This window comes from Sediminivirga luteola (assembly GCF_014639315.1).
GTDB classification, from domain to species: domain Bacteria; phylum Actinomycetota; class Actinomycetes; order Actinomycetales; family Brevibacteriaceae; genus Sediminivirga; species Sediminivirga luteola.
On record NZ_BMFY01000006.1, the window covers coordinates 191,387 to 217,716 of the forward strand.

Genomic DNA, 26,330 nt, shown 5'->3' on the forward strand with positions numbered 1-26,330 from the left:
ACCTGTGGCACATGTGATTCTGGGGCTCCTCCTGATCGCTCCGCGGAGCTTGTACGACCTGATCAAGGACTTCGAGGCCGGGGTGGGTCTCTTCTACAGCGCGAGCGCGGGGAGCATCAAGCGTGCCCTGGATGGACTCCTGCGGGAAGGGCGGATCGAGGTCGCGAGCACCGAGCGCTCCGGGCGAGGCCGCAAGACCTACCGCGTCACCGACTCCGGCAGGGAGGAGTTCCGCAGCTGGATGACCGGGGACGTGACCGGCACGGATCTGGAAACTGCGGCCCTCGCGCGGCTGCACTTCCTCGGCTTGCTGGAAGCGGGAGAACGGCCGCTCGTGCTGCGCCGCATCCAGGCGCGCTATGCCGCCGATCTCGCGCGTCTCACCGCCCTGGAGGAAGAACTCAGCACGGCGGAGGTGCCGCCGGAGTTCCACGACATCGCGGCATACCAGCAGGCGACTCTCGACTACGGCATCGCCACGCTCCGCTTCGCGCTGGACTGGTTCCAGCGTATTCCCGGCAGTGCCGAGCCGGCAGAACAGGCGCGAGAGAACCCAAGGGACTGAACCTGCCGACGCACCCAGACGCTGTCCTGCTGTTCAGGCAGCCGGGAAATGAGGGAGGGTCTTCCGGGGTGCCCGTGGCCGGCTGCTAGCCTCCGCCCATGAAGGCCTATGGGATCGATCCGCGGCTCTACACCACCGAACTCCATCATGTCCGGTACCGCGTCAACTTCTGGGACAAGAACATGGCTTCCGATGAATGGGAGCTGGACGAGTCCGACGTCGATGAAGTCCTGGCATGGGTGGAGGACAACGCCAAGGGCCGGACGTACAGTGTGTGGGCGGTGGTGCCGGACGGCAACCGCACGTCGCCGATGATGGTTCGCCGAAGACCCGGCCTAACGCGTGCGGTGGCGCCCTGCAGCGTGTTCCGGCCGCCGGGCGAGCGCGTCCAGCCGGGCCTGCCACGTCACCCGGCGGCCGCTCAGATCCGGTGCGAGCGCCACGGGCTCGGACTGATCGGCGGCCCGCCCGTCCGTCCCGGCGTCGGCCACCCAGCCGGTCACCGTCTGCAGACCGCGCAGCGCGCTCATGCACCACGCCTCAGCGCCGTGCAGATCCGCGGGACGCACGCGCTCGTGGATCACCGGGATGCCGTCCTCGACGGCGAACCCCTCCATCAGAGCGCGAGTGACCGAGGGAAGCACGGGACCTGCCGGCACGCCCAGATAGAGCCTGCCCCGGGCATCGTCCCGCCACCACACCAGCGCGCTGTAGGCGCCCTCCAGGACGCAGCCCTCCGCATCGAGCAGCACCGCTTCATCGGCGCCGTGCTCCTGCGCCCGGGCCCGCAGCCGGCCCAGCGGCGCCAGGTCGGGGCCTTTGGTCTCCGGATGCCGCCGCGGATCCGGTCCGGGCACGCTCCACAGCGAAACGGCGCCACTCGTCGCCTCCGGTGCCGGCCGGAGATCCCACCGCAGGCGCTCATCGGCGCCCCAGTCGCAGACGATCCGGGGGAACCAGCGTCCCCGGCTGGGGAACCGTGCCGGAAGCCAGGCCAGGAACGCCGCGAGTTCCTCATCGGCAGGGTCGCCGGGGTGCGTGCGCAGTGCCCGCACCCCGGCGGAGAACCGCGCCAGATGATGTTCCAGGCCCCGGACCCGGCCGTCCTCGATCAGCCACGAGTCCTGCACCGGGCCGGGGCCATCGGCGTGCGTCCCGGCGCCCGGCCGCGGATCATGGAGCGCTCGCGTCTGGCCGCCCGGCCGTGGGTCCTTGGCCGGCGCCGGGCCCTTACCTGCAGCCCGCGCGCTCCGCTCCGGCCCGTCCTGCCCAGGCGCGCTCATCGCGGCGCGCCGGGCTCCTCGGCCGGGACGTCCTCGGGTGAGCCGTCCGAGGAGCCGGATACGCTCGGATCCGCAGGCCGATCCTCCGTTCCGGCCGCGCCAGATTCGTGAACATCCCCGGAGGAGGGGCGAACCAGCTCGTGCACGCCGGAGATGATCTCGGAGGGACGGAACGGGTACTTGGCGATCTCGCTGTCATCGGAGATGCCCGTGAGCACCAGGATGGTGTGCAGGCCCGCCTCGATGCCGGCGATGACGTCGGTGTCCATCCGGTCGCCGATCATCGCCGTGGTCTCCGAGTGGGCGCCGATGCGGTTGAGCGCCGAGCGGAACATCATCGGGTTCGGCTTGCCCACCACGTAGGGGTGCCGGCCGGTCGCCTTGGTGATCAGCGCGGTGATCGCGCCGGTGGCCGGCAGCACGCCGTCCTGGCTGGGGCCGGTGGCGTCCGGGTTCGTCGCGATGAATCGCGAACCGCCCAGGATCAGCCGGATCGCCTTCGTGATCGCCTCGAAGGAGTAGTTGCGGGTCTCACCCACCACGACATACTCCGGGTCGCTCTCAGTCATGATGAAGCCGGCCTCGTGCAGTGCCGTGGTGATGCCGGCCTCGCCGACGACGAACGCGGAGGCACCGGGGCTCTGCCGGGCCAGGAAGTCCGCCGTGGCCAGAGCCGAGGTCCAGATGCGCTCCTCGGGCACCACCAGCCCCGAGGCTCGCAGCCTGGCGGAGAGATCGCGCGCGGTAAAGATCGAGTTGTTCGTCAGCACCAGATAGGGCGCGTCCTCGCGGCGCCATTGCTCCAGCAGTTCGGCGGCGCCGGGTAGCGCATGGTTCTCACGGACGAGGACGCCGTCCATATCGGTGAGCCAGCTGGTGATATGACTGCGATCCATCGCAACCTGCCTCTCGGTGTGGGGAAGGACCTGATCTCTCCTTCAGTTTATGTGCCCGGGGCTTGGCTGCCCGGCTGCCCGCCGAGCAGCGCTCCGGCGACCGATCCGGCTTTCAGCAGCATCTCCCGGTACTCCGCGTTCGGATCGGAGCCGAGCACGATCGCACCGCCGCTGCCGATGCGCAGCAGGCCGTTCTGCCGGACCGCGGTGCGGATCACGATGCTCAGGTCGGCGGCGCCGTCGAAACCGAGCCAGCCGAGGGCGCCGGAGTAGATGCCCCGTGGGCCTGTCTCGAGGCGGTCGATGATCTCGCAGGTGCGTTCCTTGGGTGCGCCGGTCATGGAGCCGCCCGGGAAGCAGGCGCGGACCGCGTCCAGGGCGTTCAGGCCAGGCCGGAGCAGGCCGCGGACGGTGGAGTAGAGCTGGTGCACATGCGGGAGCGTCTGCACCGCCATCAGGTCGGGGACTTCGACGCTGCCGCTGCGGCTGACCCGGCCCAGATCGTTGCGCACCAGGTCCACGATCATGAGGTTCTCCGCCGTCGTCTTGGGATCCTGGCGCAGGGCGTCCCGCAGCCGGGCGTCCTCCGCGGGATCGGCGACGCGCGGCGCGGTGCCTTTGATGGGCCGGGACTCGGCGCATCCGCCGGCGTCCACCCGCAGGAACCGCTCGGGGGAGGAGGAGAACACGGTGAGCCCGTCCGGAAGCTGCAGGAACGCCGCGTAGGCCGCCGGGTTCGTCTCCCGCAGCGCCAGGTACTCGTCCAGTTCCCGGGCGCGATCCGCCGGTGCCGGGCTGGGGGCGGTGAGGGTGGTGGTCAGGCAGATCTCGTAGCTCTCACCGGCGACGAGTTCGCGCTGGGCCGCCCGTACCGCGGCTTCATAGTCCGCGCGGGGCCGGGTCAGATCGGCCAGCCGCCGATGCTGGGGCTGGGGCCGGGGTTGGAGCTGGTGTGGGGGCTGGGGCTGGAGCTGGTGCGGGGGCTGGTTCTGGTGCTTGTGCTGGGGCTGTGGCTGCTGGCCGGATCGTGCCTCGTCCGCTGACGAGGCTGGGGTCATGCCGCCCGGACCGGGCGCATGCGATGCCGCGGAGCCGGCGGGGGCGGAAGCGCTCACGGGAGCCGGGATGCTCACGGCGCTCGCGGAGCCGGGAGGGCTCGCCGTCGTGGCAGCCAGTCGTCGCCGTGCGGCATCCAGCCAGCTTTCCGCGGCCTCCGGCGTCAGACCGCCAAGCGGTCCGGCGAGGGCGACCAGGGTGAGCGTGCCCGCAGCGTGGTCCAGCACGGCGAATCGGTCGCTGCGCAGCCAGACGGCGTCCGGATGCGGAGAGCGCTGCCGTGTGGCCAGCCCGAACTCCGCACCGAGCTCGTAGCCGAAGTAGCCCAGGTAGCCGCCGCGGAACGGGCCGGGGATGCGGTCGGCGCCGGCGACATCGACGGCGAGCCGGGCGGCGAGCAGTCCGAGGAGATCATCGCGGTCACGGAGGTCACTGAGGTCGCTGTGGTCACTGTGGTCGCTGGTGTCACCGTGGTCGCGGTGGTCACCGCCGGCGTTGAGGTCATCGCTGCTACCGTCGCCGGCCACGTGGTGGACGACTAGGTCCGGCTCCGGGGGGTGCTTCGTGAGGCTGTCGGGCCCGCAGAAATAGGAGTACCGGCCACCGGACCAGGCGGCCTCACCCGCGCCATCCGCTTGAGGCGCGCCGCCCGCTTGAGGCGCACCACTGGGTTGAGGGGCGCCTCCCGGCCTGGCCGCATCGCTCGCCTCCTTTGCCGACTCATCCGCGCTGGATACCTTGCCCGTCTTGCTTGCCTTGGAAGCATCCGGCACCTGTGCGTCCGGCCCGCGACTGTCCGGTCCTTGGGCGTCCGGTCCCTGAATACCCGGTCCTGGGATGCCCGCTTCTTCGGCGGCCGGTCCTTGAGCGTCTGCGGCGGCGGTGCCCGGCCCGTGGGCGTCGGCAGCGGCGGAGTCCAGCCAGATCCGCAGGTTCGGATCGGGAAAGAGCGCCTCCAGCACCGCGGCGGGATCAGGCGGGGCGTCGACGGTGCGTAAATGGGCCCGCAGCACCGGCCTCGTCGGAGGTGCCGGAGGTGTCCGTGGTGAAACGGGGCCAGTGCCTGTACCGTCTGCCGGTGTGGCCGGTGTGGCCGGTGTGGCCGGTGTGGCCGGTGTGGCCGGTGTGGCCGGTGTGGCCGGTACGGCCGGCGTGGTCGGTGTGGCCGATGTGGCCGGACCGCGATGAGGCAACGCCACCGATGCGACCCGCTCCCGCGGATGCGCCGCGGCGAGGGTGAGGAAGTTCCGGATCAGGACGTCCCCGTGCTCGGTGAGGATGGACTCGGGATGGAACTGCACGCCCCAGTGCGGTCGCGCGCGGTGCCGGAAGGCCATCACCTCGCCGTCTTCCGCGACCGCCTGCAGCTCCAGGGCCGGGGGCAGCGGACCGCCGATGCTGAGCGAGTGATAGCGGACGACCCGCATGGAGCCGATGCCGGCGAACAGGTCGGCGCCGGGTTCGATCCGCAGATCCGAGAGGTGCCCATGACGGGGCGCGCCGGCCGGTCCCAGCCGCCCGCCCGCCGCAGCGCCCAGTGCCTGATGACCCAGGCAGACACCCAGAACGGGCAGATCGTGCGCGGCCAGAAGCGCGGTGCACCCGCCGATGTCCGCCGCCCGCGCGGGGGTGCCCGGCCCGGGACCGATGACCGCCGCGTCGAAGTCCTCCGTCCGGAGGGTGCCCCATTCCGGCGCGTCATTGCGCAGCACCATGGGCGGATGCCCGCTCACCACGCTGATCAGCTGGAAGAGGTTGTAGGTGTACGAGTCGTGGTTGTCCGCCAGCAGAATCCGCGGAACGGGGGCCGGGCCGGGCCAGTGGATCGCGGAGACGGAGGAGCTGGGCATCCCATGAGTGTAGCCAGCGCGTTGATCTGCTGCCTGGCATACGGTGCGGGCGGCGTGATCACGGTCCCGGTGCCGCCTTCCATGACCAATGGCACTGTCACTCCGGACGGTGCGCATGCTGGACTGAGCCTGGATGCCGGGGTCTGCGGCTCAGCCGTGGGTGGCGACGGCGGGGAGGCCGGGACACGTCACACAGGAGGGGAGGGGACCGCAGTGGCTGAGACGGGTTACTGGGCGGGGGCGGCCGGGGCGGTGCTCTTCGTGCTGGTCTTCCTCGTCGACGGGGGCACCCGGCCGGGTTACTCGCCTATCCGGCATCCCGTCAGCGCGCTGGCCCTCGGCCGGCGGGGATGGATCCAGAGCGCGAACTTCGTGGTGACCGGCATGGCCGTGACAGCCGGCGCCATCACGATGGCGACATCGGGCCAGGCTGTGCTCCTAGGCGCGGCGGTAGCGGTCTTCGGTCTGGGACTGGTGGCGTCCGGGATCTTCCGGATGGACCCGATGCGCGGGTATCCGCCCGGCACGCCGGAGAAGGACCCTGCCGTTTTCTCCGCCCGGCACCGGATGCACGATCTGGCCGGTGCCGTCGTGTTCCTGGCGCTTCCGGCCGCCGCGGCGGTAGCGGCCTTCATGCTGCCCGGACTGGCGTGGCGCCTGGGTTCGGGACTGCTCGCAGTCGGGCTCCTGATCGGCTTCGGTCTGTTCGGTACCGCCTGGGAGGAAGACTCGCCGCGGACGGGGGCCCTGCAGCGCGCGCTCATCGTGCCCGGCTGGCTGTGGCTGGCCGGCGTCTTCGTGCAGTACGCGCGCGCCTGAGGGATGGCTTTGGCGCGGCCCCTGCACCCCGACGCCACGGTGGCAGTACGCGCGCCTGAGGGATGGCTGCGGCGATAAGGGCAGCGCCTGGCTAGCATGGTCGTCATGCCCGTCTCCCCGCTCGCGCCCCGCGAGGGAATCTCCGCGTCCCGCCTCCGGGCGCCGGTCGCGCTGCCCATCGGCGGCCTGCGGGTGGGGGAGTGGCTGGCGCAGGAGATCCCCTGGTCCAGTCCGGAGCAGCGCGAGCGACTGGCACGTGAGGGCGGTTTGTGCGATCAGGCCGGCCGGCCGGCGCGGCTGAGCGATCCGGTGATCGCCGGGGAGTTCTACTGGTTCCATCGGGAGGTGCCGCCGGAGCCCCGGGTGCCGTTCGAGATCGAGGTGGTGCACGAGGACCGGGATCTACTGGTGGTGGACAAGCCGCACTTCCTGGCGAGCACGCCCAATGGCCGGTTCGTCCGCGAATGCGCCGTGACCCGGCTGCGGGTGGACCGCGACGAGCCGGAACTGGTGGCCATCCACCGGCTGGACCGGATTACCGCAGGGCTGCTGGTGCTCTCGCGGCGCCGGGAGACGCGCGGCACCTACCAGCGGCTGTTCCAGGACCGCAGGATCACCAAGACTTACCGGGCCATCGCCGGCTACCGTCCTGACCTGCCGTTGCCCTTGTGCCGCAGCTCCCGGCTGCAGAAGACACCGGGAACCCGACCCGTCGTGGAAGTGCCGGGACCGGCGAACGCGCACACGGAGATCGCCCTGCTGCGACGGCTGCCGGGCGGCTCCGGGCCGGATGAGCCGGGGACCGAACGGGCGGAGTACAGGCTGATGCCGCACACCGGCAAGACGCACCAGCTGAGGGTGCACCTGAACGCGCTAGGCATCCCGATCGCCGGCGATCCGCTCTACCCGGTGGACCGGCACGAGGAACCCGAGGACTACTCCTCGCCGTTGCAGCTGCTGGCCGAGGAACTCGCCTTCACCGATCCGCTCACGGGCCGGCCCCGGCGGTTCCGGTCAGGACTGCGGTTGGGCGCCGCGACGTAACTCCACGGCCACGGTCTCACCCCAGATGACGAGCGTTCACTCCAGATAGGGAGCGCAGGCCTCGGCGAGGGCATCGGTGGCGAGGTCGCCCTCGCTGGAGGACAGGGCATCGGCGGTCGCCTGGATGGCCCACCATACGGCGGGGCTGCCGGCCCAGGTCAGCCGCAGCTCTTCCCGCGTACCGGGCTCGTCCACCAGCTGATAGACGGCGCCGTTGACCCGGTCCTCGGCGCGGTCCTGAGTGCAGCGCTCCTCATCGGAGGGCGTCTGCGGGGTGAGCTCCTCGATCTCCTCGCCGTCGACGGTGCTGAGCACGAACGCCGCCGAGGCCAGCTGCTCCACCTCGAACGTGCCGGTGATCTGGTAGAACACGTCGTTGAACGCGGTGACCTGGCCTTCGTCCACGGTGATGGAGACGCTGTCGGGTGTCCCGGAGGTGAGGGTCACCGTGCCGTCTCCCTCGGCCGGGGGCTGGTAGTTGTGCATCGTGGCGTGCAGGTAGACCTCGTCACCGGCGCCTGCCGCTTCCTCCAGCAACTGCCACAGCGGATCCCCGTCCCTGGGACCGCCGATGGTGGCGTCGACGAACTGGAGCTCCGGGGCGCCCTCGGGGATCTCGACCTCGGCGGGAGTCTCCTCCGGAAGGGGCTCTGACGGGGTGGGGCGGCCCTGGTCCGGACGTTCGCCCTCGGCGGCCTGACAACCGGTAAGAGTCAGCGCGCCGGCGAGCGCGGCGGCTAGGAGGAGGTGGCGGCTGTGCATCACGCTGGGCATCACACGGGACCTTCGCATCATGGGGGAAGACATGGCTGCTTCCGAGTCTAGGGCAGCGATTCCCACCGGCCACGGATTTCTTGCCCCGCGGCGCGGGGTGCGGGCCTATGCGAGGGCGCCGGGTTGTCACTCAGGGATCCTCGGGTGAGAAGCGGCGCGTGCCATCGGCGAGTTCCCACGGCTGGCGGGCGGCATTGTGGACCGCTCGGTTCATGCCTCACCTGTGAAGCTGAGCTGCCGTGTGCCGGCATGTGGTTCCTTATGGCGCGTAGAGCTGTAGGGGTTCGAGCCGTCCTCGAAGGGCAAGCCAGCCCCGTCCCGGCGGTCCGGCCAGCGGTGGCAGATCACGGCGGCCGATGAGCTCGCCATCGGCGCCGGAGCGGGTCCCGAGCAGCAGGACGGGACCGCGGGCGCGCAGCTGCCCGGCCAGGGAGGAGAACCCCGCCCCGAGCGCGGAGGAGACCAGCATCAGATCAGGCACCTCACCCTGGGTGCGCAGCCGGGCTGTGAGGGCGTGCTCGAGTTCCCTCGGCTGGACGTCGTAGTCGTCGGCGACGATGAGGGAGCCCGGCGGCAGATCCGCCAGCCGCGCGGTGAACCCGGGCAGCGGGAGCGCCCCGGGCAGATCACCGCCGAGGACCGCCATCCGGTCCCCTCGCCCGAACGCCCTCAGCGCCCGCCGCAGCACCGTGCTGCGACCGGTGCCGGGATGCCCGGCCACGAGCAGGCACGATCCGTGCACCGCTGGTTCGTAGTCGAAACGTTCGGCGCGATCCCCGCCGATCCCCAGCGGAAGGCGGACTCTGCCATACGGTGCGGCCATGCCGCCTCCCGGTGACTCAGGGTCGTCCGGCCGGTGTGCATGCTCGTCCGATGGTGCCAGGACCGATACCGGCAGCGGCCGGAACACGGGGAGGTCCGGGAACGGACGGGCGAGCTCCGATCTGCTTCCGGCAGTCGTCACGATCTGCACCTCCTGACGGCTCCGGGCGCCCTCGGCGTCAGTCCCCAGGAACAGCGCCCGGCCTGGCGGCATCCGCTCCGGGACCTCCGCGGCGGGAACCCCCAGCAGGACGGCGTCCTGGGGATCGGCCATCCGGAGGATGATCCGGTCCGGGATCGCCCCGGCCACGGCCGCGCTGGCAAGCCGGCGTTCCCCGGTCAGCAGCAGCCGCACGCCGAGGCCGGGCGCCGCCCGGGCCAGCGCCAGGACACGCTCGGTCCACTGACCCGGGCCGGAATCGAGCACCGTGAAAGACTCCCAGCCGTCGATGACGATGAGCATCGGCCCTGTTGAGTCCGCACTGTCCGCACCGCGAGGGCCACTGCGGCCGGCCCGGCGCCGCGCCACCTCGCCGGCGAGAGCGTCCAGCATCCGGCCGATCCGCCAGGGATCCTCCGCGGTGCACCAGCCGAGGACATGCGGCGCCTCAGCCAGGTCCGCCAGCTGCCGCCCGGGATCGATCAGATACGTCGCGGTGCCCGGCAGGGACCGCACGATGGTGCGGATCAGGCCGCTGCGGCCGCTGCGGGCAGCCCCGAGGGCGAGCAGATGGTCGGCCGCGTCGGTCTCCAGGGTGAGGGCGCGCCGGCGCTGCCGGGCCGGATCGTCGGCCACGGCGAAAGGCGTCTGCCCGCGCTGATCGGTGGGCAGCAGCCCGGTGGCTTCCCCGTCGTGGATGCGTTCCGGCAGCGGCGGAAGCCAGATCGGCGCGGCACGGTGGCCTCCAGCGGCCCGGTGGAAGGCGCCGGCGTCGAACGCGGTGGCGGCGTCTGCTGCGACACGGCGCACTGTGCCGGGACGGAACTCCTGCGGGGCCAGTTCCCGCACCAGGACCTCGTCCGCGCCGGGGTGCGCGGGGGGATCGAGCAGCGCGGCGTGAAACGACGTTTCCGGGGCACCGTCGCTGCGCAGGAAGCCGCGGCCCGGGGCGCTGGCGGGAATGCGGACGGCGGCGTCGGATTCGAGGACGTCGAGGGAGTCGTTGCGGTCGCGGACCCGCAGCGCGATGCGCAGGCTGAGATTGGCGCGCATGTCCTGGGTGACGATTCCCGCCGGGCGCTGCGTCGCCAGCACCAGGTGCATCCCGAGGGACCGGCCCAGGGCGGCCAGGGAGACGAGCCCGTCGACGAGTCGTGGGAGCGCGAGAGCCAGCGCGCGGTACTCGTCGACGACGATCAGGAGCCGGGGCATCGGTTCGGGCGCCCGCCGGTTGTAGGTGTCGATGTCGTGGGCGCCGGCCTGAGCCAGGAGGCGTTCGCGGCGCTGGAGCTCGGCCGTCAGAGCGCTCAGGGCGCGCGAGGTCTCGTGCGCATCGAGGTCGGTGACGAGACCGGAGACGTGCGGGAGATCCTTGCAGCGGGAGAAGGCCGCCCCGCCCTTGTAGTCGATCAGCAGGACGCTCAGGTGCCGCGGTGAGTTGACCGCGCAAAGAGACACCACGAGCGTCTCCAGCAGCTGAGACTTCCCGCTTCCCGTGGTGCCGCCGATGAGCGCGTGTGGTCCCTGCGCGGCCAGATCGACCGTGCAGGTCCCGGAGTGGCCTGTGCCCAGCGGGAAGCGGGTCGTGCCGCCGGCCGCCCAGCGGCGGCGCAGGCTGTCCTCGTCGAGTGGCAGCATCGAGCCCAGGGCCACCGCGCCGGGCGGCCGCGGGTCGGTGCGACCGGGGAGCGCGGCCCGGGCGAGCATGCGCGCGTGGAAGGCCGCGACGGGGGCTTGCAGCGGCAGGAACGGGATGGAGTGCTTCTGGCCCGGGCGTCGCAGGGTCGTCTCGCCCGGTCCGCAGGTCACGGTGACCGGGGCGACGCCCGGCTCTGCGTGTCTCGGCTTGGCAGGAGCGGGGCGAACGGTGCCCCCGTCCGCCGCGGTGAGGAGCACTCGGAGGCCGTGGGCGTCCGCCGTGGTGCTGATGTTCAGCAGAGGAGGTACGGGGCGCTCCGGCGGGATCGCCGTGGTGGTCGCCGCGCGCGCCGGCACGTCATCGTGAAGCGCATGAACGGCGACGTCAGGAAGGGCACGGGATGCGTCCGGGGATGTCTCCGGGTCGGGGGAGCCCTCCTGGAGGTGCCCCGTGCCGCGCTCCAGCCTGATGGTCACGCCGGCGGGTAGACCTGGAAGAACGCCGCGGAGAAGAGCACGCACCCGGTCCGCCGGGCCGTGGATGAGAAGGGGCGCCGTGCGCAGGTCGTGGCCGATGCCGCCTGGCGGCAGGGACGGTTCGTTCTCCCCTTCGGGACCGGTGAGCACGAGGGGGCCGCGGTCGTCGCCGATGCCGAGCCAGAGCCGCAGCTCGCCGTCGTCAGGCGGGCCGTGTCCGAACGATTCCTCCAGGGCGGCCGTGCGCGCAGCCGCGATGCCGGCCGCGATGTGCTCGGCTTCGGTCAGGCGTCCGGCGCGCTCGCTACGCCACTGCCGGGTGGCCGCCGCCGTCCGCCGTCGCACGCGGCGGCGCTCGGCCCACCAGCTCGCCAGTCCGGTCAGCGGGGACATCAGACAGAAGAGCATGAACGTCCAGCTCTGCGTGACCGCGACCATGATCCCGGCGGCCACGAGTGGCGCGAGCATGCCCAGCAACCCCAGAGGCCGGGCGCGTTCCGGCTCGGGAGCGGCAGGGAGTTCGATGACCGCTGTGCCGGCGGGCTGCCTGGCTGCCTCGCCCTGGTAGAGACCGACCACGGATCCGCCCAGGACGAAGTGCTCGCCGACCGTCAACGAGCGCGGCGTCTGACCCTCCTGGTGCAGGACGAGCCGGGAGGGCCCGACCTCCAGCTCGGCGCCGCGGCGGGCCAGGTGCGGGTCCGCCAGGGTGATATCGCATGACGGATCGCGGCCGATGCTCCAGCGTCCTGGCCGTAGGGCGTACCGCCAGCCGGCGTCCGGCCCGGCGAGGCAGCTGAGCCGCAAGGCGGTATCTCCTGTGTTCCCGGTGTTCGCCGTGCTCGCTGTGGCCTCCGTGTTCCCTGCAGATGGTGCTGCGGCGGGACGGTCGCGCGGTCCGAACGCCAGCGGCGCGGTGACCCGGGCGAGGAACCGATGCCACGGTTCGCCGGGCGCGGAGCCGAAGACCAGCGGGGAGCCGAACCGCTCGCTGAGCACTTCGGCCACCCGCGCTGCCGGTTCATCGGCATCGGCCGTCACCTCCGCGCGGCGAGGACCGGTGGCGGTGAGGATGAGGACATGGGCGCTGGATCTCGGCACGGTCACTCCAGCCGCAGCCCGCCACGGACGGAGGAGTGAGCCCGAACCTCGACGCCTCCGGGCAGAAACGGGCTCAGCAGTACGGGACGGACCGTCGCGCTGAGCGCGATCCGGGCGGACCGGCCATCGGGACTCCCGCTGGCGGGCTCCAGATGCAGCTCGTCGAAACGGTGGGGCGCAGCGCGCTCAAGGTAGTCGTGTGCGGCGCGCCGCACGCCCTCGTCGCTCAGGCGCACGCCCGGGGCGTCTCCGTACGCGGGCGCGAACGAGTCGGCCGCGCTCAGCGCTGCGGAGTCGGCCAGCGCGAAAAGCTTCCGCTGCGCTAGGTACAGGTCCGTGACACTCACTCCGGTGACGATCAGCGCCAGCGCGATCACGGATAGACCGATCGCCAGCGGAGTGACGGACCCTGAGTCGGCCCATATCCGGTCGCGGCGAGCCGCCGCGAGGCGCCTGGCGGGGGATGCGCGCCTGGCACCGGCGAGCGCGAGCAGGCGCCTTCCGGCCAGCCCGCGGATGGCGGGGGACGTGCCGGACCGTCGTTTCATCTGCTTCCTCCTTCCGGTCGTTCAGCTCCGCTTCCGATCTTTCAGCCGCGGGCCAGGCGCGGTGCGCGGAACTCAGTCCTGCGGCGCCACCACATCGGCGTGTGAGGCGCTGAGCGCGATGATGCCCACGCCGGCGTCGGCGAGGAACCAGGGAACGCCCGGCAGGACCACCTCCGTGGTGACCTGGACGGTGATCAGGCTCCCGCCTGCCTCGCAGGGGCCTTCGCACTCCCACGCGATGGTCGCCTGGTCCGGTTCGAGCCCGAAGTCCTGCATTGCCAGGCCGGTCATCGTCTCCGTCCTGGCGGGATCGGCGCCGGGTCTCGTGCTGAGCTCCCGGGAGACCGCCGAGGCGGCGGCATCGGCGGCGTACAGGCCGGCCTGCAGCTCCGCCAGGGCCAGTGTCAGGTACAGCAGGGGCAGCAGCAGGACCAGCGTGCCGAAGGTGTACTCCACCAGCCCGCTGCCCTCGTCGGGGACGGGAGATCCCGCTCGTGAGCTGGTCATGGCGGGGGCTCGGCGTCTGAACGGACGTCCTCCACGAGCGCCCGGCCGCGCAGCTGAAGCGTCTCCGGTGGTCCGAGCAGTCCCGCCAAGGGGACGGGAGCCCGGACGGTGACCTCGACGACCTCCACGCCGGCGGCGGTGACGATGCGGGCTTCGATGTCCCGGGCGTATCCTTCGTGCAGCGCGGTGGCGATCAGCTCCGCCGTCCGCCGCTCGCCCTCTTCCAGGGAGCGGTCTCCCATGGCGGCCAGGCGGGCGCCGGCGGCGGCCGAATCGATGAGCGTGTTCCGCACATGCAGAGCCAGCGCGAGCTGCGCCACGACGAGGAACACCAGGACGAGCATCGCTGAGAGCAGTGCGAACTCGGCTACCGCAGAGCCGCGGTCACTGTCCCGCGCGGCGTACCCGGTCGAGGGCATCCTGGAACATCTCCGTGAACGCGGTCCCGGCCAGCGCCCAGAGCGTGACGACCAAGCCGGCGGTCATGATCGTGATCAGCACCCAGCCGGGCACGTCCCCGCGGTCGGAATCCCGTTCGCCGCGGAGCCGGCCGGCCGCCAGCGTGCATGCGGTGGCCAGGATCAGATGGAGACGCGCGGGCAGTCCGGCTGCCCGCCTCAGAGGGGAGGGGGTCATGGAGATTCCTTTCTTCTAGGGCAGGTGCTCCGCCGGGAAGCTGCCGGCGGAAGCGTGGTCGGGGACACGAACCTCATGGTCCTGGTGGTGGGCGGGGACGGCGGGAGAGCGCAGTGCGGTGAGCTGGCAGTGGTCACAGTCTCAGCAGGGTGAAGGAGGGGAAGATGGCGAACAGCACGGTCACCGGGAGCACGAAGAGCACGACGGGTACCAGCATCCCGACCTCCTTCCGCCCGCCCTGTTCCATGAGCTCGCGGCGGCTGGCCTCCCGGACGTCCGCGGCCTGCGCGCGCAGCACCTCCGCAAGGGGCGATCCCCGGCTGAGCGCCACCGCGATGCCGTCGACGAACTGGGTGATCACATCCATATCGAGCCTCCTGGCCAGCGCATCGAGGGCGTCTGAGAGCGAGGAGCCGGTGCGGGCGCGACCGAGAGCGCTGCGCAGTTCCGCCGCGAGTTCACCCGAGCTGGTGCTGGCGACGCGTTCCAGGGCTGCCGTCGTGCTCTCCCCGGCGGAGACGGACAGCGCCAGGAGTTCTGCGATGGTCGGGAACTCGGCCAGGATGCGGGCTTCGCGTTTGCGGATGCGGGAACTGAGCCGCCAGTCTGCGAGGAGGTAGCCCGCTCCGCCGCCGGCAGCCAGGAGGAGGGCGTACAGGCCGGGTAGGAACCCGCGGTGGGCGCCGATGACGAAGGCCAGTATCGTTCCCGCCCCGAGACCGGCCACGGTGAGGACGAGCTGCCCGGCACGATACTGCTCCACCGAGTGCCCGGGCCCCAGTCGCTCGATTCGCCGGGCCAGGGCGGGGCTGGAACCGAGTCGTCCGGCCAGCCACTCGGCGGACCGCTGCCAGTGCCGCCCCAGCAGCCCGTTCAGGCCACCGCGCCCGGCCGGTGCGCCGAGCAGACCTGAGGGCGGCGTGGCCGGCGTGACATACGGTCCGATCCGGTCGGCCAGCGTGCGGCGCCGCAACGGCGGCGTCGCCAGGAGGGTGCCCCAGAGCGCGAGTCCCAGCACGGCGCCGAGGATGAGGGCGAGCGGTTCGGGATTCATCGCAGCACCCGCGGTTCTTCGGGCAGGCGGCCGATCCTTCGCATCAGCCAGTACGCGCACACGGAGACGAGCAGCCCGGTCAGCAGCATCGTCGCTCCTGCCGCGGAGCTGTAGGCGGCCGCGTTCTCCGGGCGCAAGCTGAGCATTGCCAGGACCACCCAGGGAGCGGCGACAGCGAGCCGGGCACCGACGACGGTCCACTGTTGGCGGGCCTGCAGTTCCGCCCGCACCCTGTTCTCGGCGCGGACGAACTCGGCCAGAGCGCGCAGCACCACGCCGACTTCGGTACCGCCGACGTGCCGCGTGAGGACGAGCGCCTCGGCGACCCGGTCTGCCACGGGATCGGCGCAGTGCTCCTTGAGCGCACGCATCGAGGCGGCGAAGTTCCCCGTGCCGCGGTACTGCCGGGTGAAGTACGCGAAGTGCTCCCGCAGTTCCTCCGGCCCGCGCTCGGCCAGGGCCATGACGGCCTCCGGCAGCGACAGCCCGGCCCGGATGCCCGATGCCAGGTGGTCGATGGCCTCGGGCCACTGTTCCCGGGCCTCCCGCTGACGGCTACGCGCCCGCTGGCGGATGAGTAATGCCGGGGCGGCCGCGGCGAAGCACGCGAAGCAGGCCGCCGGCGCCCAGGAGCCGGTGAAGGCGAAAGCGGTGGCGAAGATCAGCAGCGCCAGCCCTGCGCTGGATGCTGCCAGCACGGAGATCCGGGCGCCGGGCAGCCCCGCGCGGTGTAAGGTCTCCCGGATCTGCCGGTCCAGCCGGGATTGCCGCCGCCGGCGGGGCGGATCGTCCCAGCAGGACCACCAGAGCAGGAAGACGCCCAGCCCGGTGAACAGGCCCAGCAGCGCCGCGCTCTCGGTGAAGTCCAGGCCCGTCATCCGCCCAGCTCCTCGTGCAGGGACAGGCCGGCACGGGCGAAGCGTTCACCCAGATGGCTCATGCCGGCGCCGCGCACCAGCGTGCCGCGGCGGCTGAGGAAGATCTCCTCGGTTTCGACCACCGTGCCTTCGGCGGCTCCCGGCACGGCGACGATCTCGGTGACCTTGCGAGCGCCGTCGGCCTCCCGCGCGCAGTGCACCACCAGGTCGATGCTGGCCGCGACGGTGGGCACCACGAAGCCGGAGGAGATGTTCTGCCCGGCCAGGAGCGGGAGCGTCGTCAGCTTTCCGATTGCGGCACGGGCCGAATTCGCATGGAGCGTCCCCATGCCGGGCAGGCCGGCGTTGAGTGCCAGCAGGAGATCCAAGGCCTCCGCCGCGCGGACCTCCCCGATGAGGATCCGGTCGGGCCGCATCCGCAGCGCCTCTTTCACCAGGGTGCGCAGCGTGACTTCCCCGGTGCCTTCCAGCGAGGGCTGCCTGCACTGCATCGCCACCCAGTCCCGGCTGGGCAGGTTCAGCTCGAAGACTTCCTCGCAGCTGATGACGCGCTCACGCGCCGGGATCGCTGAGGCGAGGGTGTTCAGCAGCGTGGTCTTGCCGGCCTGGGTGGCTCCGGAGACCACGATGTTCGCTCCGGCGACGACTGCCGCGCGCAGGAACCGCGCGGCCTGCGGGCTCAGCGTGCCGGTGGCGGCGAGAGCGTCGAGGGAGCGGGGCCGGGCGATGAACTTGCGGATGTTCACGCTCGGGTGCCGTCGCGTGATGTCCGGGAGCACCACGTGCACCCGGGAGCCGTCCGGGAGGGCCGCATCGGCGAACGGCTGTGAGAGGTCAGCACGGCGGCCGGAACTCTCCAGGAGCTGCTCGATGAGGTCCGTGATCTGCTGCTCCGTCAGCACCACGGTGGTCAGTTCCGAGACGCCGGCGCGGCTGACGAACACGGCGCCCGGGCCGTTGATCCAGACCTCCTCGACGTCATCGGCGTCCAGGAATTCCTGCAGCGGACCGAAGCCGGCGAGCGCGTCGAGCACCTGCTTGCGGGCCAGATCCGGGTCCGGGAGGACGGGAAGGTCCGAGCGCAGCGAGCGCATCTCGTAGTCGGCGATGACCGCGTCGACGAGTTCACGTGTGCGGAGTCGATCGCGGCGCGGGTTCAGGCCGCGGCGGCGGACGAGCTCGCGGACCTCTTCGTTGATGACATCCAGGGCTGCCATGGGGATCCTCGGGGGAGGCGGCGGCTTAGGGGTGGGCCGCCGTTCGGGGTTAAGGGGATGAACGGGGTGTGAACAACCTACGACGAAACCGGTGCCCAGGTAAACAGCTCGAACTGGACTGTGGATAGCCGTGGACAGGCCGGATATCTCAGGCGCACACTGTGTCCACACCTGCCCGGAAGACGTCTGCGGCAGAGCAACGAACGAGCGAGGAGAAGGAGGCGAGACCGCCGGCGCGGGTACCGGAGAAGAAGAAGAGGAGACCGCTGGCGCGGGTACAGGAGAAGGAGGGGGAACCGCCGGCGCGGGTACAGGTACAAACGCGAGGAGAAGCGCGGGAAGACGCGCGAGGAGAGGCTACAGGGGCAAGCGCAAGCGGCGAGGCACGACACGCAGCACGACGCGTAGCGCAGTGCACGCCACATGCTCGTCACGTGGGCGTAACACCCTCGACATCGCCGACCGGCACGCTTGAGTCCAACGCCGGCGAGCCGGGAGGCGGCAGCCGGGGCCTGCCTACCGGGCGCGGGCGCTGGACGGAGAACGCCGGCACCGCACGGGACGGTCCGGCCCAGGCCCACGAAAGCCCAGGAATGCCCACGAATGCCCAGGAAGGCACGGCCAGCACAAGCACGGGACGGTCCGGCACAGGCAGCGGAAGGGGGAGGAGGGACGATGCTCGAACACGTCGATCCGTTCATCGGCACCGCGCCCACCGAGCTGCCCCCGGCGCAGGGGCTGGCCGCGAGCTGGTGGTGGCCCAAGGCGCAGATCGGCAACACCCATCCGGGTGCGGCGTATCCCCTCGGGATGGTTTCCGCCTGCGCGTATTCGGGCGCGTACCCCACCGGCTACGGACGCTGGGACCTCGCCACGGAGGGCCTGCCGCCCCAGATCCGGGATGAGGACGTCGCCAGCGGCTTCACCCACTTCCAGCAGTCCGGCACCGGCGCCATCCGCAAGTACTACAACTACTTCCGGGTGACTCCCCTGACCGAGCCGCTCGACGCCCTCGGGCGGGAGTTCCCGCTGATCGGCGAGGAGGCCTCCCCGGGCCGCTATCAGGCGACGCTGGGCAATGACGTCCGCTGCGAGCTGACCGCAGGGCCCAAGAGCGTGATCCACCGCTACACCTTTCCCCGGCACCGCGATGCCCGGCTGGTCATCGACTGCTCCATGGGCGGGCTGCAGATTCCCTTCGGGGAGACCGTTCCGGTGGCCGCCAGCCTGGAACTCGTCGCGCCTGGGGTTGCCCGCGGGCACATCGTGGTGGAGGGCATGCCGCTGGCGGTGCACATCGAGTGCCGCACGCCGGGCTGGCGTCAGCTGCTGTGGTACGACCGCCGCCTCATGCCGGGCGGCTCGCGGCTGGACTTCGACGCGATCCGCCCCACCACGCTGCGGCCCTTCGGGTTCATGTGGGCCGGGCCCTCCTCGCCGGAGGAACCCATCGAGCTGGCCATCGGGTTCTCGCTGCGCGGCACCGCTCAGGCCGAACGGAACCTGCACGCCGATGCCGGCCCCGGCGCCGCCGGCCGCTTCACCCGCCGCCTGTCCGCCACCGAGGACGCCTGGCGCAGCCACCTGGGCGCCCTCAGCATCGACACCGGCAACGCGGACCGGCAGACCGTATTCTCCACGGCGTTCTACCACTCCCTGGTGAAACCGGCCTACGCCGCCGATGAGAACCCGTTCTCATCCCGGCCCGGCCCCTACGTGTTCGACCTGTGCACCATGTGGGACATCTACCGCACCCAGCTCCCTCTGCTCACGGCGCTGTTCCCCCAGCGAGCGGTGGAACTGGCCAACTCGCTCATCACGGTGAGCGAGGAGGAGGGCAACTTCCCCATCGGGTACCGGATGGCCCGCGGCGCTGACCGGTTCGCCCTGCAGGGCTCCGCGCTGGCGCACACCCTGTTCGCGGACCTGGACGCGCTGCGGCTGCCGGGCATCGACTGGGAGCTGGCCCTGGTGCACATGCACGCGGACCTGCGTCGCGGGCTGGGGGAGGATTTCCTGCGCTCTGGCCTGGTCCATCCCGTCACCCACACGCTCGACCTGGCCCTGGGATATCACTGCACGGCACGCATCGCCCGCCGCCACCGGGACCGGGTGCTGGCTGAGCACATGGACCTGCTCGCGGAGCAGTGGCGCAGCGCCTTCGACCCGGAGACCGGTCTGGTCGTGGACTCCACCTTCTACGAGGGCGGCAAATGGAACTACTCGTTCCGCCTGCTGCACGATATGCGCGCCCGCATCGGCCTGGCTGGCGGCGATGAGGCGTTCATCGGCCTGCTCGACAGGTTCTTCGGTTATGGCCAGCCGCCGGTCGTGCAACCGGGACTGGCGCCGGACCGGGACGAGCTGGTCGCCGGCTATGCGCTGCACCGGTTCGAGGGACTGAACAACGAACCGGACATGGACGCCCCCTGGGGCTATCACTACGCGGGCCGGCCGGATCGCACCGCCGAGGTGGTGCACGCGATCGTGGAGAACCAGTTCGGCACGGGCCCGGGCGGGCTGCCCGGCAACGACGATTCCGGGGGACTGTCCTCCTGGTACGTCTGGGCGTCGATGGGCCTGTTCCCGGTCGCGGGTCAGGGAACGGTGCTGCTCTCGCCGCCGTCGTTCCGGGAGGCGTCGATGCGCGTCGGCGGCGGGGGTGAGCTGCGGATCACGACGAGCGGCTTCCGCGAGCCCGCGCCCGGCGGTCCGGCGCAGTACGTGCAGTCGGCGCGTTTCGACGGGCATCCCCTTGACCGGGCCTGGATCACCACCAGGACCCTGTTCCGCGGCGGGCACCTCCATCTGGAGCTCGGCCCGGAGCCTGCATCGTGGGGCGCCGGGCACCGCCCGCCGTCCCGCACCCACACGGCAGAAACAGTAAGGAGCGAGCCATGAAGGACCTCTCACGCCGCCTGGTGATCGTCGTCCGCGCCGATCCCGTCATCTGCGGCCATTCGGGTGAAGCTCGCAATCTCGCCGAGGCGGCGCTGAGCCGTGGCTTCGACGAGGTACGCATCCTCTCCTGGCCGCTGGAGCTGCTCGAGCGGGCGGGTCTGCCGCTGAAGCCCTATGACACGATCCTTCCCTACAGCCCCGGGATCACCGTCGAGCGGCCCGAGCCGGTGGGGGACTACAAGATCGTCGACGGCCGCTACACCAGCGGGATGATCGGCCGGCTGATCGAGCTGTTCACCGACGGCGTGCCGACGGTGTGCATGTCGCTGTACCTGAGCCCGCACACCCTCTGCGTGGCCGAGGCGGCTCAGGCGGCACGCCGCACGGGACTGCCGGTGGACCTCATCACCATCGCCGAGGCGGTGGGCTCGGACGTCACCAATGTGGTCCGGGCCGCGGTGGAGGAAGGCAGGTTCGGGGCAGCGGCACAGGTGCTCACGGCGTATCTGAGCCAGGACGTGCCCGTGGCGGTCTCCGAGTACACCAAGGAGACCATCGTCGCCGAGGCGGAAGCGGTGGACCGGCGTCACGGTACGCGGTTCGCCGAGGAGTGCCGCGAGCGGATCGGCATCTCGTACCCCGCGATCGACACCGCCGGGTATCTGGAGCGCGATCCGGCGGCGACCGCGCAGGTCCTCGGCAAGTACGGCCTCACTGAAGGCGGGTATGTGCTGTCCCTGTCCCGGCTGATGCCGGCCAAGGGGATCGACGATCTGATCGACGGCTTCGCCTGCAGCCAGCTCGCCCGGGACAAGGAACTCGTCATCGTGGGCCGGGGTCCCAGCGAGCAGGCATTGCGGGAGCACGCGCAGGCCTCGCCGGCTGCGGCGCGGATCCGGTTCCTCACGGGTGTGGACGATGCGGAGAAGCCGCACATCATGGGAAACTCCGCCGCCTACGTGCTGGCTACCAAGCCACTGCCGGAGTTCACCGAGACGTTCGGCATCACCTTGACGGAGTCCATGCTGGCCGGCGGCGGCCCGGTCATCACCACCGACGTCGGCGGCACGCTGGAGGCGGTGGGGGACACCGCCGTCATGATCGAACCCGGCAGCCCCGCCTCGATCGCCGCCGCCCTCGACCGGGCCCTGTCGATGCCGGAGGCCGAGCGCGCCGCGCTGGCGGCACGTGCTCGTGATCACGCGCTGCAGTTCGACCGGATGGCGGTCTTCGACGCGCTCATGTCCAGGCTCGCTCTGGCCGCGGCCTGAACCGGGCTGGTCCTCGGGCGGGCCTGCCGAGGCGACGCCGGCCAGGTGGCGCGCCGGCGTCGGCCGGGGTGCCTGCGGTGCGCCACCGAGGCCCGATCCGGCCTCATTCCGTCCATACGGGAACGCCGCGCACCATGGGACGCCACCGGGCGGCAGGGCTGCGTGCCCTGCCGCCCACCGGCGTGCTTGGCGGGCTTCGGTCATGACGTTCTGGGGATTTCACTCACAACGCCGGCGGTGCTGTGCGCCCGGCGCAGGACTTCCCCCTTGTCCGGATCCACGCACCGGTCTATGATCAAGTATCTAAGATCAAATATCTTAAATCTGGTCAAGGAGGACCATGCCTGAGAGCATCTCTGTCGGCACGCATGTGCAGTCGGCTCCGCTGATGATGACCCGCGAGCGCATGCGCTGGTACTGCGACGCCCTGGAAACCGCAGCCCGCCAGGACGGTCAGTTCGTGATCGCCGAACCCACCATTCATACGGACGATGCCTATGCCAAAGCGCAGGGACTCCCGGGCATCATCGCTGACGGGATGCTGTCCACGAACTACATCTCCAGCCTCCTCTACCGCCATTTCGGCGTTGGGTATCTCTCCTCCGGAGAACTCGTGACCAAGTTCATCCGGCCGGTCTACGAGGACGATGTGGTGCAAGCACATGCCCAGGTCACAGCAGTCGATGACGAGGTGATCGCGCTCGAGGTCTGGGTAGACACCGCCGATGGCCAGAAAGTCACCGTGGGTACGGCCAAAGCTCCGCGCACGGCGGCACGGGGCGAGGAGGCCGCATGAGCACCGGCAGGTACGTATCCGATCTGGAAGTGGGCGACACCCTTCGCCCGGTCACCTACGAGATGACCCCGTTCATCGTCCGGGAGTATTGCCATGGCGTGGGCGAGACGGCTGAGGAGTTCCACCGGCCGCTTGAGCCGTTCGGGCAGCAGCTCGTGCCGCCGACGCTGACGCATATCGACAAGATCCGCCTGATCAAGGAGAACTGCCCGGAGGGTCCCGGCCCGCACGCGCGGATCCACTATCAGTTCCACTCGCGGCATCACAAGCTCATTCCCGTCGGTACCAGGCTCACAGCGCGCGGAGAGGTCGCCCGCCGCTATGAGAAGAAGGGGCGCACGTACCTGGTCATGGAGATCACCGTCGTGGAGGAGAGCACCGGGGACCTGGTCATGACCTACTCCGACACCGCGATCCTCAACTTCAGCCCGGCGGCATCGTGAGCGCGCCGGCGCAGGAGAACCTGCTCTCCGGGATCAGGGTCGTCGATTTCACGCACATCTTCGCCGGACCGCTGTGCACGCAGACGCTCGGGGACATGGGCGCTGAGGTGATCAAGATCGAACGTCGCGAGACAGGCGACGCCGCCCGCCGTTACGGGCAGGCCGCGGGCGAGGACGATATGAGCGGGCCGTTCCTCGCTCTGAACCGCAATAAGAAGAGCATCACTATCGATATGGCCTCCGACGAAGGCCGGCAGATCGCCAAACGGCTGATTCTGAGCGCGGACGTCGTCGTCCAGAACTTCAGGCTCGGCCTGATGGAACGGTGGGGACTGGACTACGAGACACTCGCCGCCGAGAAGCCCTCGCTCGTGTACTGCTCGCTCAACGGATTCGGGCACGAGGGTGCGCTGGCGCACAAGGCCGCCAACGATCTGGTCATCCAGGGGTACAGCGGCCTGATGAGTTTCACCGGCGAACCCGGTGGCGACCCGGTGCGGTGCGGCACCGCCATCGCGGACTTCTCCGCCGGCCTGTACGCCGCCATCGGCGTCCTGGGCGCGTTGCAGCACCGGGAGCGCACGGGCGAAGGGCAGCACGTCCGGACCTCGATGCTCGAGAGCCAAGTAAGTCTTCTCAACTACTTCTTCGCGGAGTACTGGCTCAAGGGGATCGTGCCGAAGCCGCTCGGCACGGCCAACCGGCTCGGCATCCCCAACCAGGCGTTCCGTACCGCCGACGGGTGGATCGTCATCTCGGTGGCGAACGAGTCCATGTGGCAACGCTGCTGTGCGGGTCTGGGCGCACCCGAACTCGCGTTCGATCCCCGCTTCGCCACCCTTCCGGATCGCTACGAGAACACCGCGGCGCTCCAGGCCGCCGTCGGGGAGCTCACCGCATCGCGGACCACGCGTGAATGCCTGGACGGCCTCGAGGAACACGGTGTCTCATGCGCTCCGCTGAACTCGCTCGACGAGGTCGCAGAGGACCGGCAGCTCGAAGAACTCGGGGCTTTCCTCGACGTGCCGCGCGGCGACGGCGGCCAAGCGAAGGTCGTCGCCACCCCACTGCACTATTCGAGGACACCGCTGTCCGTACGGCATGGAGTGCCGGCGCTCGGCCAGGACACCGATGCGGTGCTGCGCGACCTCGGCTACGAGGAGGAACAGATCGAAGCGTTCCGCCGGGCACGCACCGTCTGAACGACGGGTACACGCGCCGTCTAAACGACGGCCTCACACAAGACAACGCAGAACGGTCAGAGGGCTTTCAAAGGAGAGAGACGAGATGATCCAGAGGTCATACGGGAAAAGCGCCGCGCTCACCGCGGGCATGGCGGCGCTCGCCCTGGTCGCCGGCTGTGGCGGGCAGGCCTCCGACGAGCGCGATCCGGGTGCCGGTGGCGACGAGATCCAGTCGATCGAAGAAGCCGCCATCGAAGAAGGGCAGCTGACGCTCTATGCCTCGGCTGGTGAGAGCCAGATCGAGGCGATGGCGGAGAAATTCATGGACGACTACCCCGAGATCTCGGTCGATTACTTCCGGGCGGCGGGCACTGCCCTGTTCAACAGGTTCGCCACCGAGGCGGAGTCGGGTTCGGTCACCGCCGATGTCTTCATGCCCACCGTGCAGCCGTCGTTCGTGGAAGAGAACGCCGAATGGTTCGTGGAGCTGGGGCCGGACGAAGTGCCGGCTCTGGCCGAATGGCCCGAGGAGTTCCAGGACGAATACACCTTCGAGATCGCGGTGGAAGAGGTCGTGGCGATCTACAACACGGAGACCGTCCAATCCGCTCCCGCCAGCTGGGAAGACGTCCTGGACGAGCAGTATCAGGGCCGTATCGTCCTGGTCGATCCCGAGTCGTCACCCGGCTACATGTCCTGGTACTCCATCATGCAGGACCGCTTCGGCGACGAGTTCCTCACCGGGCTGGCCGAGCTGGACCCGGTATGGGTCGATACCGGCGCCGTGGGGGCACAGCAAGTGGCCGCCGGAAGCCATGACATCAGCCTTCCCAACTACCCCTCGCACGCCGTGGCGCTCATCGGCCAGGGCGCGCCCATCGAGATGGTGACCGATCTCGATCCGACCCAGGGCATCACCACGAGCGTGGCCCTGACCGCGAACGCCCCCAATCCGAATGCCGCGAAGCTTTTCGCCAACTGGCTCACCACGCAGAGCGCCTACGAGGCCGTCTGCGCCGACGGGGTGTACTCCGCGACCGTCGAAGGCACTGACTGCCTGCCGCTGGCGAGCAACTTCGTCGAGCCAGTCTGGGAGGTTCCCGGTGAACGCCAGGAAGAGATCGTCGAGCTGCTGGGCCGGTGAGCCGATGCCAGCGCCGACAGGTCCCTCCGCCCTCGTAGCCGGAGGGAGACGACCATGACCGTAACGAGTAGAGCCGAAGGACAGGCGATGGCGGAACCGCAGGAGGGTGCGCCACACCGGGTCGAGATCCGCGGACTGAGCAAGTCGTTCCGCAGACGGTCGGGTGCAGGCACCATCAAACCGATCGATGACATCACGCTCAGCATCCAGGACGGGGAGTTCCTCGTGCTGCTGGGCCCGAGCGGGTGCGGGAAGACGACTCTGCTGCGCAGTATCGCGGGGCTGGAGCGCCCGGACGAGGGGTCGATCAGCATCGACGGCACGACGGTGTACGACTCGGGCCGCGGGATCTTCCTGCCGCCGAACCGGCGGCCGATCAGCATGATCTTCCAGTCCTATGCGCTGTGGCCGCATATGACGATCTTCAAGAATGTGGCGTACCCGCTCAGGTCGCGCAAGAGCACCCGGCGACTGGGCCACGCTGAGATCGCCGCCCGCGTGGAGCAGGCGCTGGCGAAGGTCGGCCTAGTCGGCCTGGGCGATCAGTACCCCGGCCAGCTGAGCGGCGGCCAGCAGCAGCGCGTGGCACTCGCGCGTGCGCTGGTCTCCGAAGCACAGGTCCTCCTCTTCGACGAGCCGCTGTCCAATGTGGATGCCAAGGTGCGCGAGGAGCTCCGGGCGCAGCTGGTGGAGATGCAGCGTGAACTGGGATTCACCGCGATCTACGTGACGCACGATCAGGCGGAGGCGATGGAGCTTGCCGACCGGATCGCGGTGCTGAACTCCGGGCGGATCGAACAGCTGGATCCGCCACGCCGGGTCTATCAGCGCCCGCAGAGCAGGTACGTCGCCGAGTTCATCGGATCGGCGAATCTGGTCGCCGGAGTCGTGCGTTCACTGGATGAGCGTGCCGTGGTGGACACGGCGCTCGGCAGCTTCGTGATCGAGGATTACACGGAGCACTGGACCGGCGACACGCCCCTCGGGACGGGGGACTCCGTGACCCTCATGTTCCGGCCCGAGGACTGTCTGGTGGATCCGGGACCGGACTCGCGTTCGAACATGTGGGACGTGGAGCTGGTCCGTACCAGCTTCACCGGAGTCCAGCAGCATCTGCTGGTGCACAGCGGCGACGAACGACTCATCGTCCTGACCACCAACGACGCGCAGTACCCGGAGGGCGCCAAGCTGCGCCTCGGCGTCGAACGGCACAAGCTCCACCTGCTGCCGCCGGTGCCGGCCGAGAGCGGTGCCGCATGAGCATCG

At 70.4% G+C, this 26,330-nt stretch carries 22 protein-coding genes; 10 read left to right on the forward strand and 12 right to left on the reverse strand.

What is annotated here, in order from left to right; translation table 11 throughout:
• Positions 1–4: 4 nt before the first annotated feature.
• Positions 5–565, forward strand: a complete 561-nt coding sequence (locus IEW13_RS08545) for a PadR family transcriptional regulator (RefSeq protein WP_188550521.1) — start codon at positions 5–7, stop codon at positions 563–565.
• Positions 566–900: 335 nt separating this feature from the next.
• On the opposite strand, the gene IEW13_RS08550 is transcribed toward IEW13_RS08545, so the two are convergent.
• The 3 genes from IEW13_RS08550 to IEW13_RS08560 are packed head-to-tail and all read right to left on the reverse strand — an operon-like array spanning position 901 to position 5,650.
• Positions 901–1,848: an aminotransferase class IV gene (locus IEW13_RS08550; RefSeq protein WP_188550522.1), complete on the reverse strand. Its 948-nt coding sequence runs from the start codon at positions 1,846–1,848 to the stop codon at positions 901–903.
• On the reverse strand, positions 1,845–2,744 hold the full coding sequence (locus IEW13_RS08555; protein WP_188550523.1) for an HAD-IIA family hydrolase: 900 nt from the start codon (positions 2,742–2,744) through the stop codon (positions 1,845–1,847). Before IEW13_RS08555 ends, IEW13_RS08550 begins: the two co-directional genes overlap by 4 nt.
• Positions 2,745–2,791: 47 nt before the next feature.
• The gene (locus tag IEW13_RS08560) at positions 2,792–5,650 is read right to left on the reverse strand and encodes a chorismate-binding protein (protein WP_188550524.1); all 2,859 of its coding nucleotides are present in this window, start codon (positions 5,648–5,650) and stop codon (positions 2,792–2,794) included.
• 3 nt (positions 5,651–5,653) lie between these two features.
• Here IEW13_RS08560 and IEW13_RS08565 point away from each other — a divergent pair, with 3 nt between their 5' ends.
• Positions 5,654–6,469, forward strand: coding sequence for a DUF998 domain-containing protein (locus IEW13_RS08565; RefSeq protein WP_229745021.1), 816 nt, complete (start codon positions 5,654–5,656; stop codon positions 6,467–6,469).
• A gap of 105 nt (positions 6,470–6,574) precedes the next feature.
• Entirely contained in the window at positions 6,575–7,513 is a 939-nt protein-coding gene (locus IEW13_RS08570; RefSeq protein WP_188550525.1) for a pseudouridine synthase, read from the forward strand.
• Between the two features lie 36 nt (positions 7,514–7,549).
• On the opposite strand, the gene IEW13_RS08575 is transcribed toward IEW13_RS08570, so the two are convergent.
• The 9 genes from IEW13_RS08575 to IEW13_RS08615 all read right to left on the reverse strand — a co-directional run bounded on the left by IEW13_RS08575 (position 7,550) and on the right by IEW13_RS08615 (position 17,325).
• Positions 7,550–8,287 (reverse strand): hypothetical protein, encoded by a 738-nt coding sequence (locus tag IEW13_RS08575; protein ID WP_188550526.1) that lies wholly within the window; start codon positions 8,285–8,287, stop codon positions 7,550–7,552.
• Between the two features lie 259 nt (positions 8,288–8,546).
• A complete protein-coding gene (locus IEW13_RS08580) occupies positions 8,547–12,485 on the reverse strand; it encodes an FtsK/SpoIIIE domain-containing protein (RefSeq protein WP_188550527.1) in 3,939 nt (1,312 codons plus the stop codon).
• 2 nt (positions 12,486–12,487) lie between these two features.
• Positions 12,488–13,033, reverse strand: a complete 546-nt coding sequence (locus tag IEW13_RS08585; protein WP_188550528.1) for a pilus assembly protein TadG-related protein — start codon at positions 13,031–13,033, stop codon at positions 12,488–12,490.
• Between the two features lie 72 nt (positions 13,034–13,105).
• Positions 13,106–13,540 carry a hypothetical protein gene (locus IEW13_RS08590; protein WP_188550529.1) on the reverse strand — a complete coding sequence of 145 codons (435 nt, stop codon included), beginning with the start codon at positions 13,538–13,540 and terminating at the stop codon, positions 13,106–13,108.
• A complete protein-coding gene (locus IEW13_RS08595; RefSeq protein ID WP_188550530.1) occupies positions 13,537–13,959 on the reverse strand; it encodes a TadE family protein in 423 nt (140 codons plus the stop codon). The genes IEW13_RS08590 and IEW13_RS08595 overlap by 4 nt, the downstream gene beginning before the upstream one ends.
• Complete coding sequence (locus tag IEW13_RS08600; RefSeq protein WP_229745022.1) at positions 13,925–14,176, reverse strand: hypothetical protein; 252 nt, start codon at positions 14,174–14,176, stop codon at positions 13,925–13,927. Before IEW13_RS08600 ends, IEW13_RS08595 begins: the two co-directional genes overlap by 35 nt.
• A 133-nt stretch (positions 14,177–14,309) precedes the next feature.
• Positions 14,310–15,230: a type II secretion system F family protein gene (locus IEW13_RS08605; RefSeq protein ID WP_188550531.1), complete on the reverse strand. Its 921-nt coding sequence runs from the start codon at positions 15,228–15,230 to the stop codon at positions 14,310–14,312.
• Positions 15,227–16,108, reverse strand: a complete 882-nt coding sequence (locus IEW13_RS08610) for a type II secretion system F family protein (protein ID WP_188550532.1) — start codon at positions 16,106–16,108, stop codon at positions 15,227–15,229. The genes IEW13_RS08605 and IEW13_RS08610 overlap by 4 nt, the downstream gene beginning before the upstream one ends.
• A complete protein-coding gene (locus tag IEW13_RS08615) occupies positions 16,105–17,325 on the reverse strand; it encodes a TadA family conjugal transfer-associated ATPase (protein WP_188550533.1) in 1,221 nt (406 codons plus the stop codon). Before IEW13_RS08615 ends, IEW13_RS08610 begins: the two co-directional genes overlap by 4 nt.
• A gap of 675 nt (positions 17,326–18,000) precedes the next feature.
• Here IEW13_RS08615 and IEW13_RS08620 point away from each other — a divergent pair.
• From IEW13_RS08620 to IEW13_RS08650, 7 genes are all read left to right on the forward strand, one after another.
• Positions 18,001–20,226: a glycoside hydrolase domain-containing protein gene (locus IEW13_RS08620; RefSeq protein WP_188550534.1), complete on the forward strand. Its 2,226-nt coding sequence runs from the start codon at positions 18,001–18,003 to the stop codon at positions 20,224–20,226.
• Positions 20,223–21,497, forward strand: coding sequence for a glycosyltransferase (locus IEW13_RS08625; protein ID WP_188550535.1), 1,275 nt, complete (start codon positions 20,223–20,225; stop codon positions 21,495–21,497). Before IEW13_RS08620 ends, IEW13_RS08625 begins: the two co-directional genes overlap by 4 nt.
• A 340-nt stretch (positions 21,498–21,837) precedes the next feature.
• Positions 21,838–22,293, forward strand: a complete 456-nt coding sequence (locus tag IEW13_RS08630; RefSeq protein WP_188550536.1) for a MaoC family dehydratase — start codon at positions 21,838–21,840, stop codon at positions 22,291–22,293.
• Positions 22,290–22,736: an FAS1-like dehydratase domain-containing protein gene (locus IEW13_RS08635; RefSeq protein ID WP_188550537.1), complete on the forward strand. Its 447-nt coding sequence runs from the start codon at positions 22,290–22,292 to the stop codon at positions 22,734–22,736. The genes IEW13_RS08630 and IEW13_RS08635 overlap by 4 nt, the downstream gene beginning before the upstream one ends.
• The gene (locus IEW13_RS08640) at positions 22,733–23,938 is read left to right on the forward strand and encodes a CaiB/BaiF CoA transferase family protein (RefSeq protein ID WP_188550538.1); all 1,206 of its coding nucleotides are present in this window, start codon (positions 22,733–22,735) and stop codon (positions 23,936–23,938) included. The genes IEW13_RS08635 and IEW13_RS08640 overlap by 4 nt, the downstream gene beginning before the upstream one ends.
• An 85-nt stretch (positions 23,939–24,023) precedes the next feature.
• Positions 24,024–25,064 (forward strand): ABC transporter substrate-binding protein, encoded by a 1,041-nt coding sequence (locus IEW13_RS08645; RefSeq protein WP_188550539.1) that lies wholly within the window; start codon positions 24,024–24,026, stop codon positions 25,062–25,064.
• A 54-nt stretch (positions 25,065–25,118) separates the two neighbouring features.
• Positions 25,119–26,324, forward strand: a complete 1,206-nt coding sequence (locus IEW13_RS08650; RefSeq protein ID WP_188550540.1) for an ABC transporter ATP-binding protein — start codon at positions 25,119–25,121, stop codon at positions 26,322–26,324.
• Positions 26,325–26,330: the final 6 nt, after the last annotated feature.

What these genes read in the sequence shown, in the direction of transcription:
- IEW13_RS08575 (WP_188550526.1), bottom strand. Translation starts at nt 8,287, where the DNA reads ATGCCCAGCGTGATGCACAGCCGCCACCTCCTCCTAGCCGCCGCGCTC.
- IEW13_RS08625 (WP_188550535.1), top strand. Translation starts at nt 20,223, where the DNA reads ATGAAGGACCTCTCACGCCGCCTGGTGATCGTCGTCCGCGCCGATCCC.
- IEW13_RS08620 (WP_188550534.1), top strand. Translation starts at nt 18,001, where the DNA reads ATGCTCGAACACGTCGATCCGTTCATCGGCACCGCGCCCACCGAGCTG.
- IEW13_RS08585 (WP_188550528.1), bottom strand. Translation starts at nt 13,033, where the DNA reads ATGAAACGACGGTCCGGCACGTCCCCCGCCATCCGCGGGCTGGCCGGA.
- IEW13_RS08650 (WP_188550540.1), top strand. Translation starts at nt 25,119, where the DNA reads ATGACCGTAACGAGTAGAGCCGAAGGACAGGCGATGGCGGAACCGCAG.
- IEW13_RS08560 (WP_188550524.1), bottom strand. Translation starts at nt 5,650, where the DNA reads ATGCCCAGCTCCTCCGTCTCCGCGATCCACTGGCCCGGCCCGGCCCCC.
- IEW13_RS08565 (WP_229745021.1), top strand. Translation starts at nt 5,654, where the DNA reads ATGAGTGTAGCCAGCGCGTTGATCTGCTGCCTGGCATACGGTGCGGGC.
- IEW13_RS08555 (WP_188550523.1), bottom strand. Translation starts at nt 2,744, where the DNA reads ATGGATCGCAGTCATATCACCAGCTGGCTCACCGATATGGACGGCGTC.
- IEW13_RS08610 (WP_188550532.1), bottom strand. Translation starts at nt 16,108, where the DNA reads ATGACGGGCCTGGACTTCACCGAGAGCGCGGCGCTGCTGGGCCTGTTC.
- IEW13_RS08600 (WP_229745022.1), bottom strand. Translation starts at nt 14,176, where the DNA reads ATGACCCCCTCCCCTCTGAGGCGGGCAGCCGGACTGCCCGCGCGTCTC.
- IEW13_RS08590 (WP_188550529.1), bottom strand. Translation starts at nt 13,540, where the DNA reads ATGACCAGCTCACGAGCGGGATCTCCCGTCCCCGACGAGGGCAGCGGG.
- IEW13_RS08570 (WP_188550525.1), top strand. Translation starts at nt 6,575, where the DNA reads ATGCCCGTCTCCCCGCTCGCGCCCCGCGAGGGAATCTCCGCGTCCCGC.
- IEW13_RS08630 (WP_188550536.1), top strand. Translation starts at nt 21,838, where the DNA reads ATGCCTGAGAGCATCTCTGTCGGCACGCATGTGCAGTCGGCTCCGCTG.
- IEW13_RS08550 (WP_188550522.1), bottom strand. Translation starts at nt 1,848, where the DNA reads ATGAGCGCGCCTGGGCAGGACGGGCCGGAGCGGAGCGCGCGGGCTGCA.
- IEW13_RS08615 (WP_188550533.1), bottom strand. Translation starts at nt 17,325, where the DNA reads ATGGCAGCCCTGGATGTCATCAACGAAGAGGTCCGCGAGCTCGTCCGC.
- IEW13_RS08635 (WP_188550537.1), top strand. Translation starts at nt 22,290, where the DNA reads ATGAGCACCGGCAGGTACGTATCCGATCTGGAAGTGGGCGACACCCTT.
- IEW13_RS08595 (WP_188550530.1), bottom strand. Translation starts at nt 13,959, where the DNA reads ATGCCCTCGACCGGGTACGCCGCGCGGGACAGTGACCGCGGCTCTGCG.
- IEW13_RS08605 (WP_188550531.1), bottom strand. Translation starts at nt 15,230, where the DNA reads ATGAATCCCGAACCGCTCGCCCTCATCCTCGGCGCCGTGCTGGGACTC.
- IEW13_RS08645 (WP_188550539.1), top strand. Translation starts at nt 24,024, where the DNA reads ATGATCCAGAGGTCATACGGGAAAAGCGCCGCGCTCACCGCGGGCATG.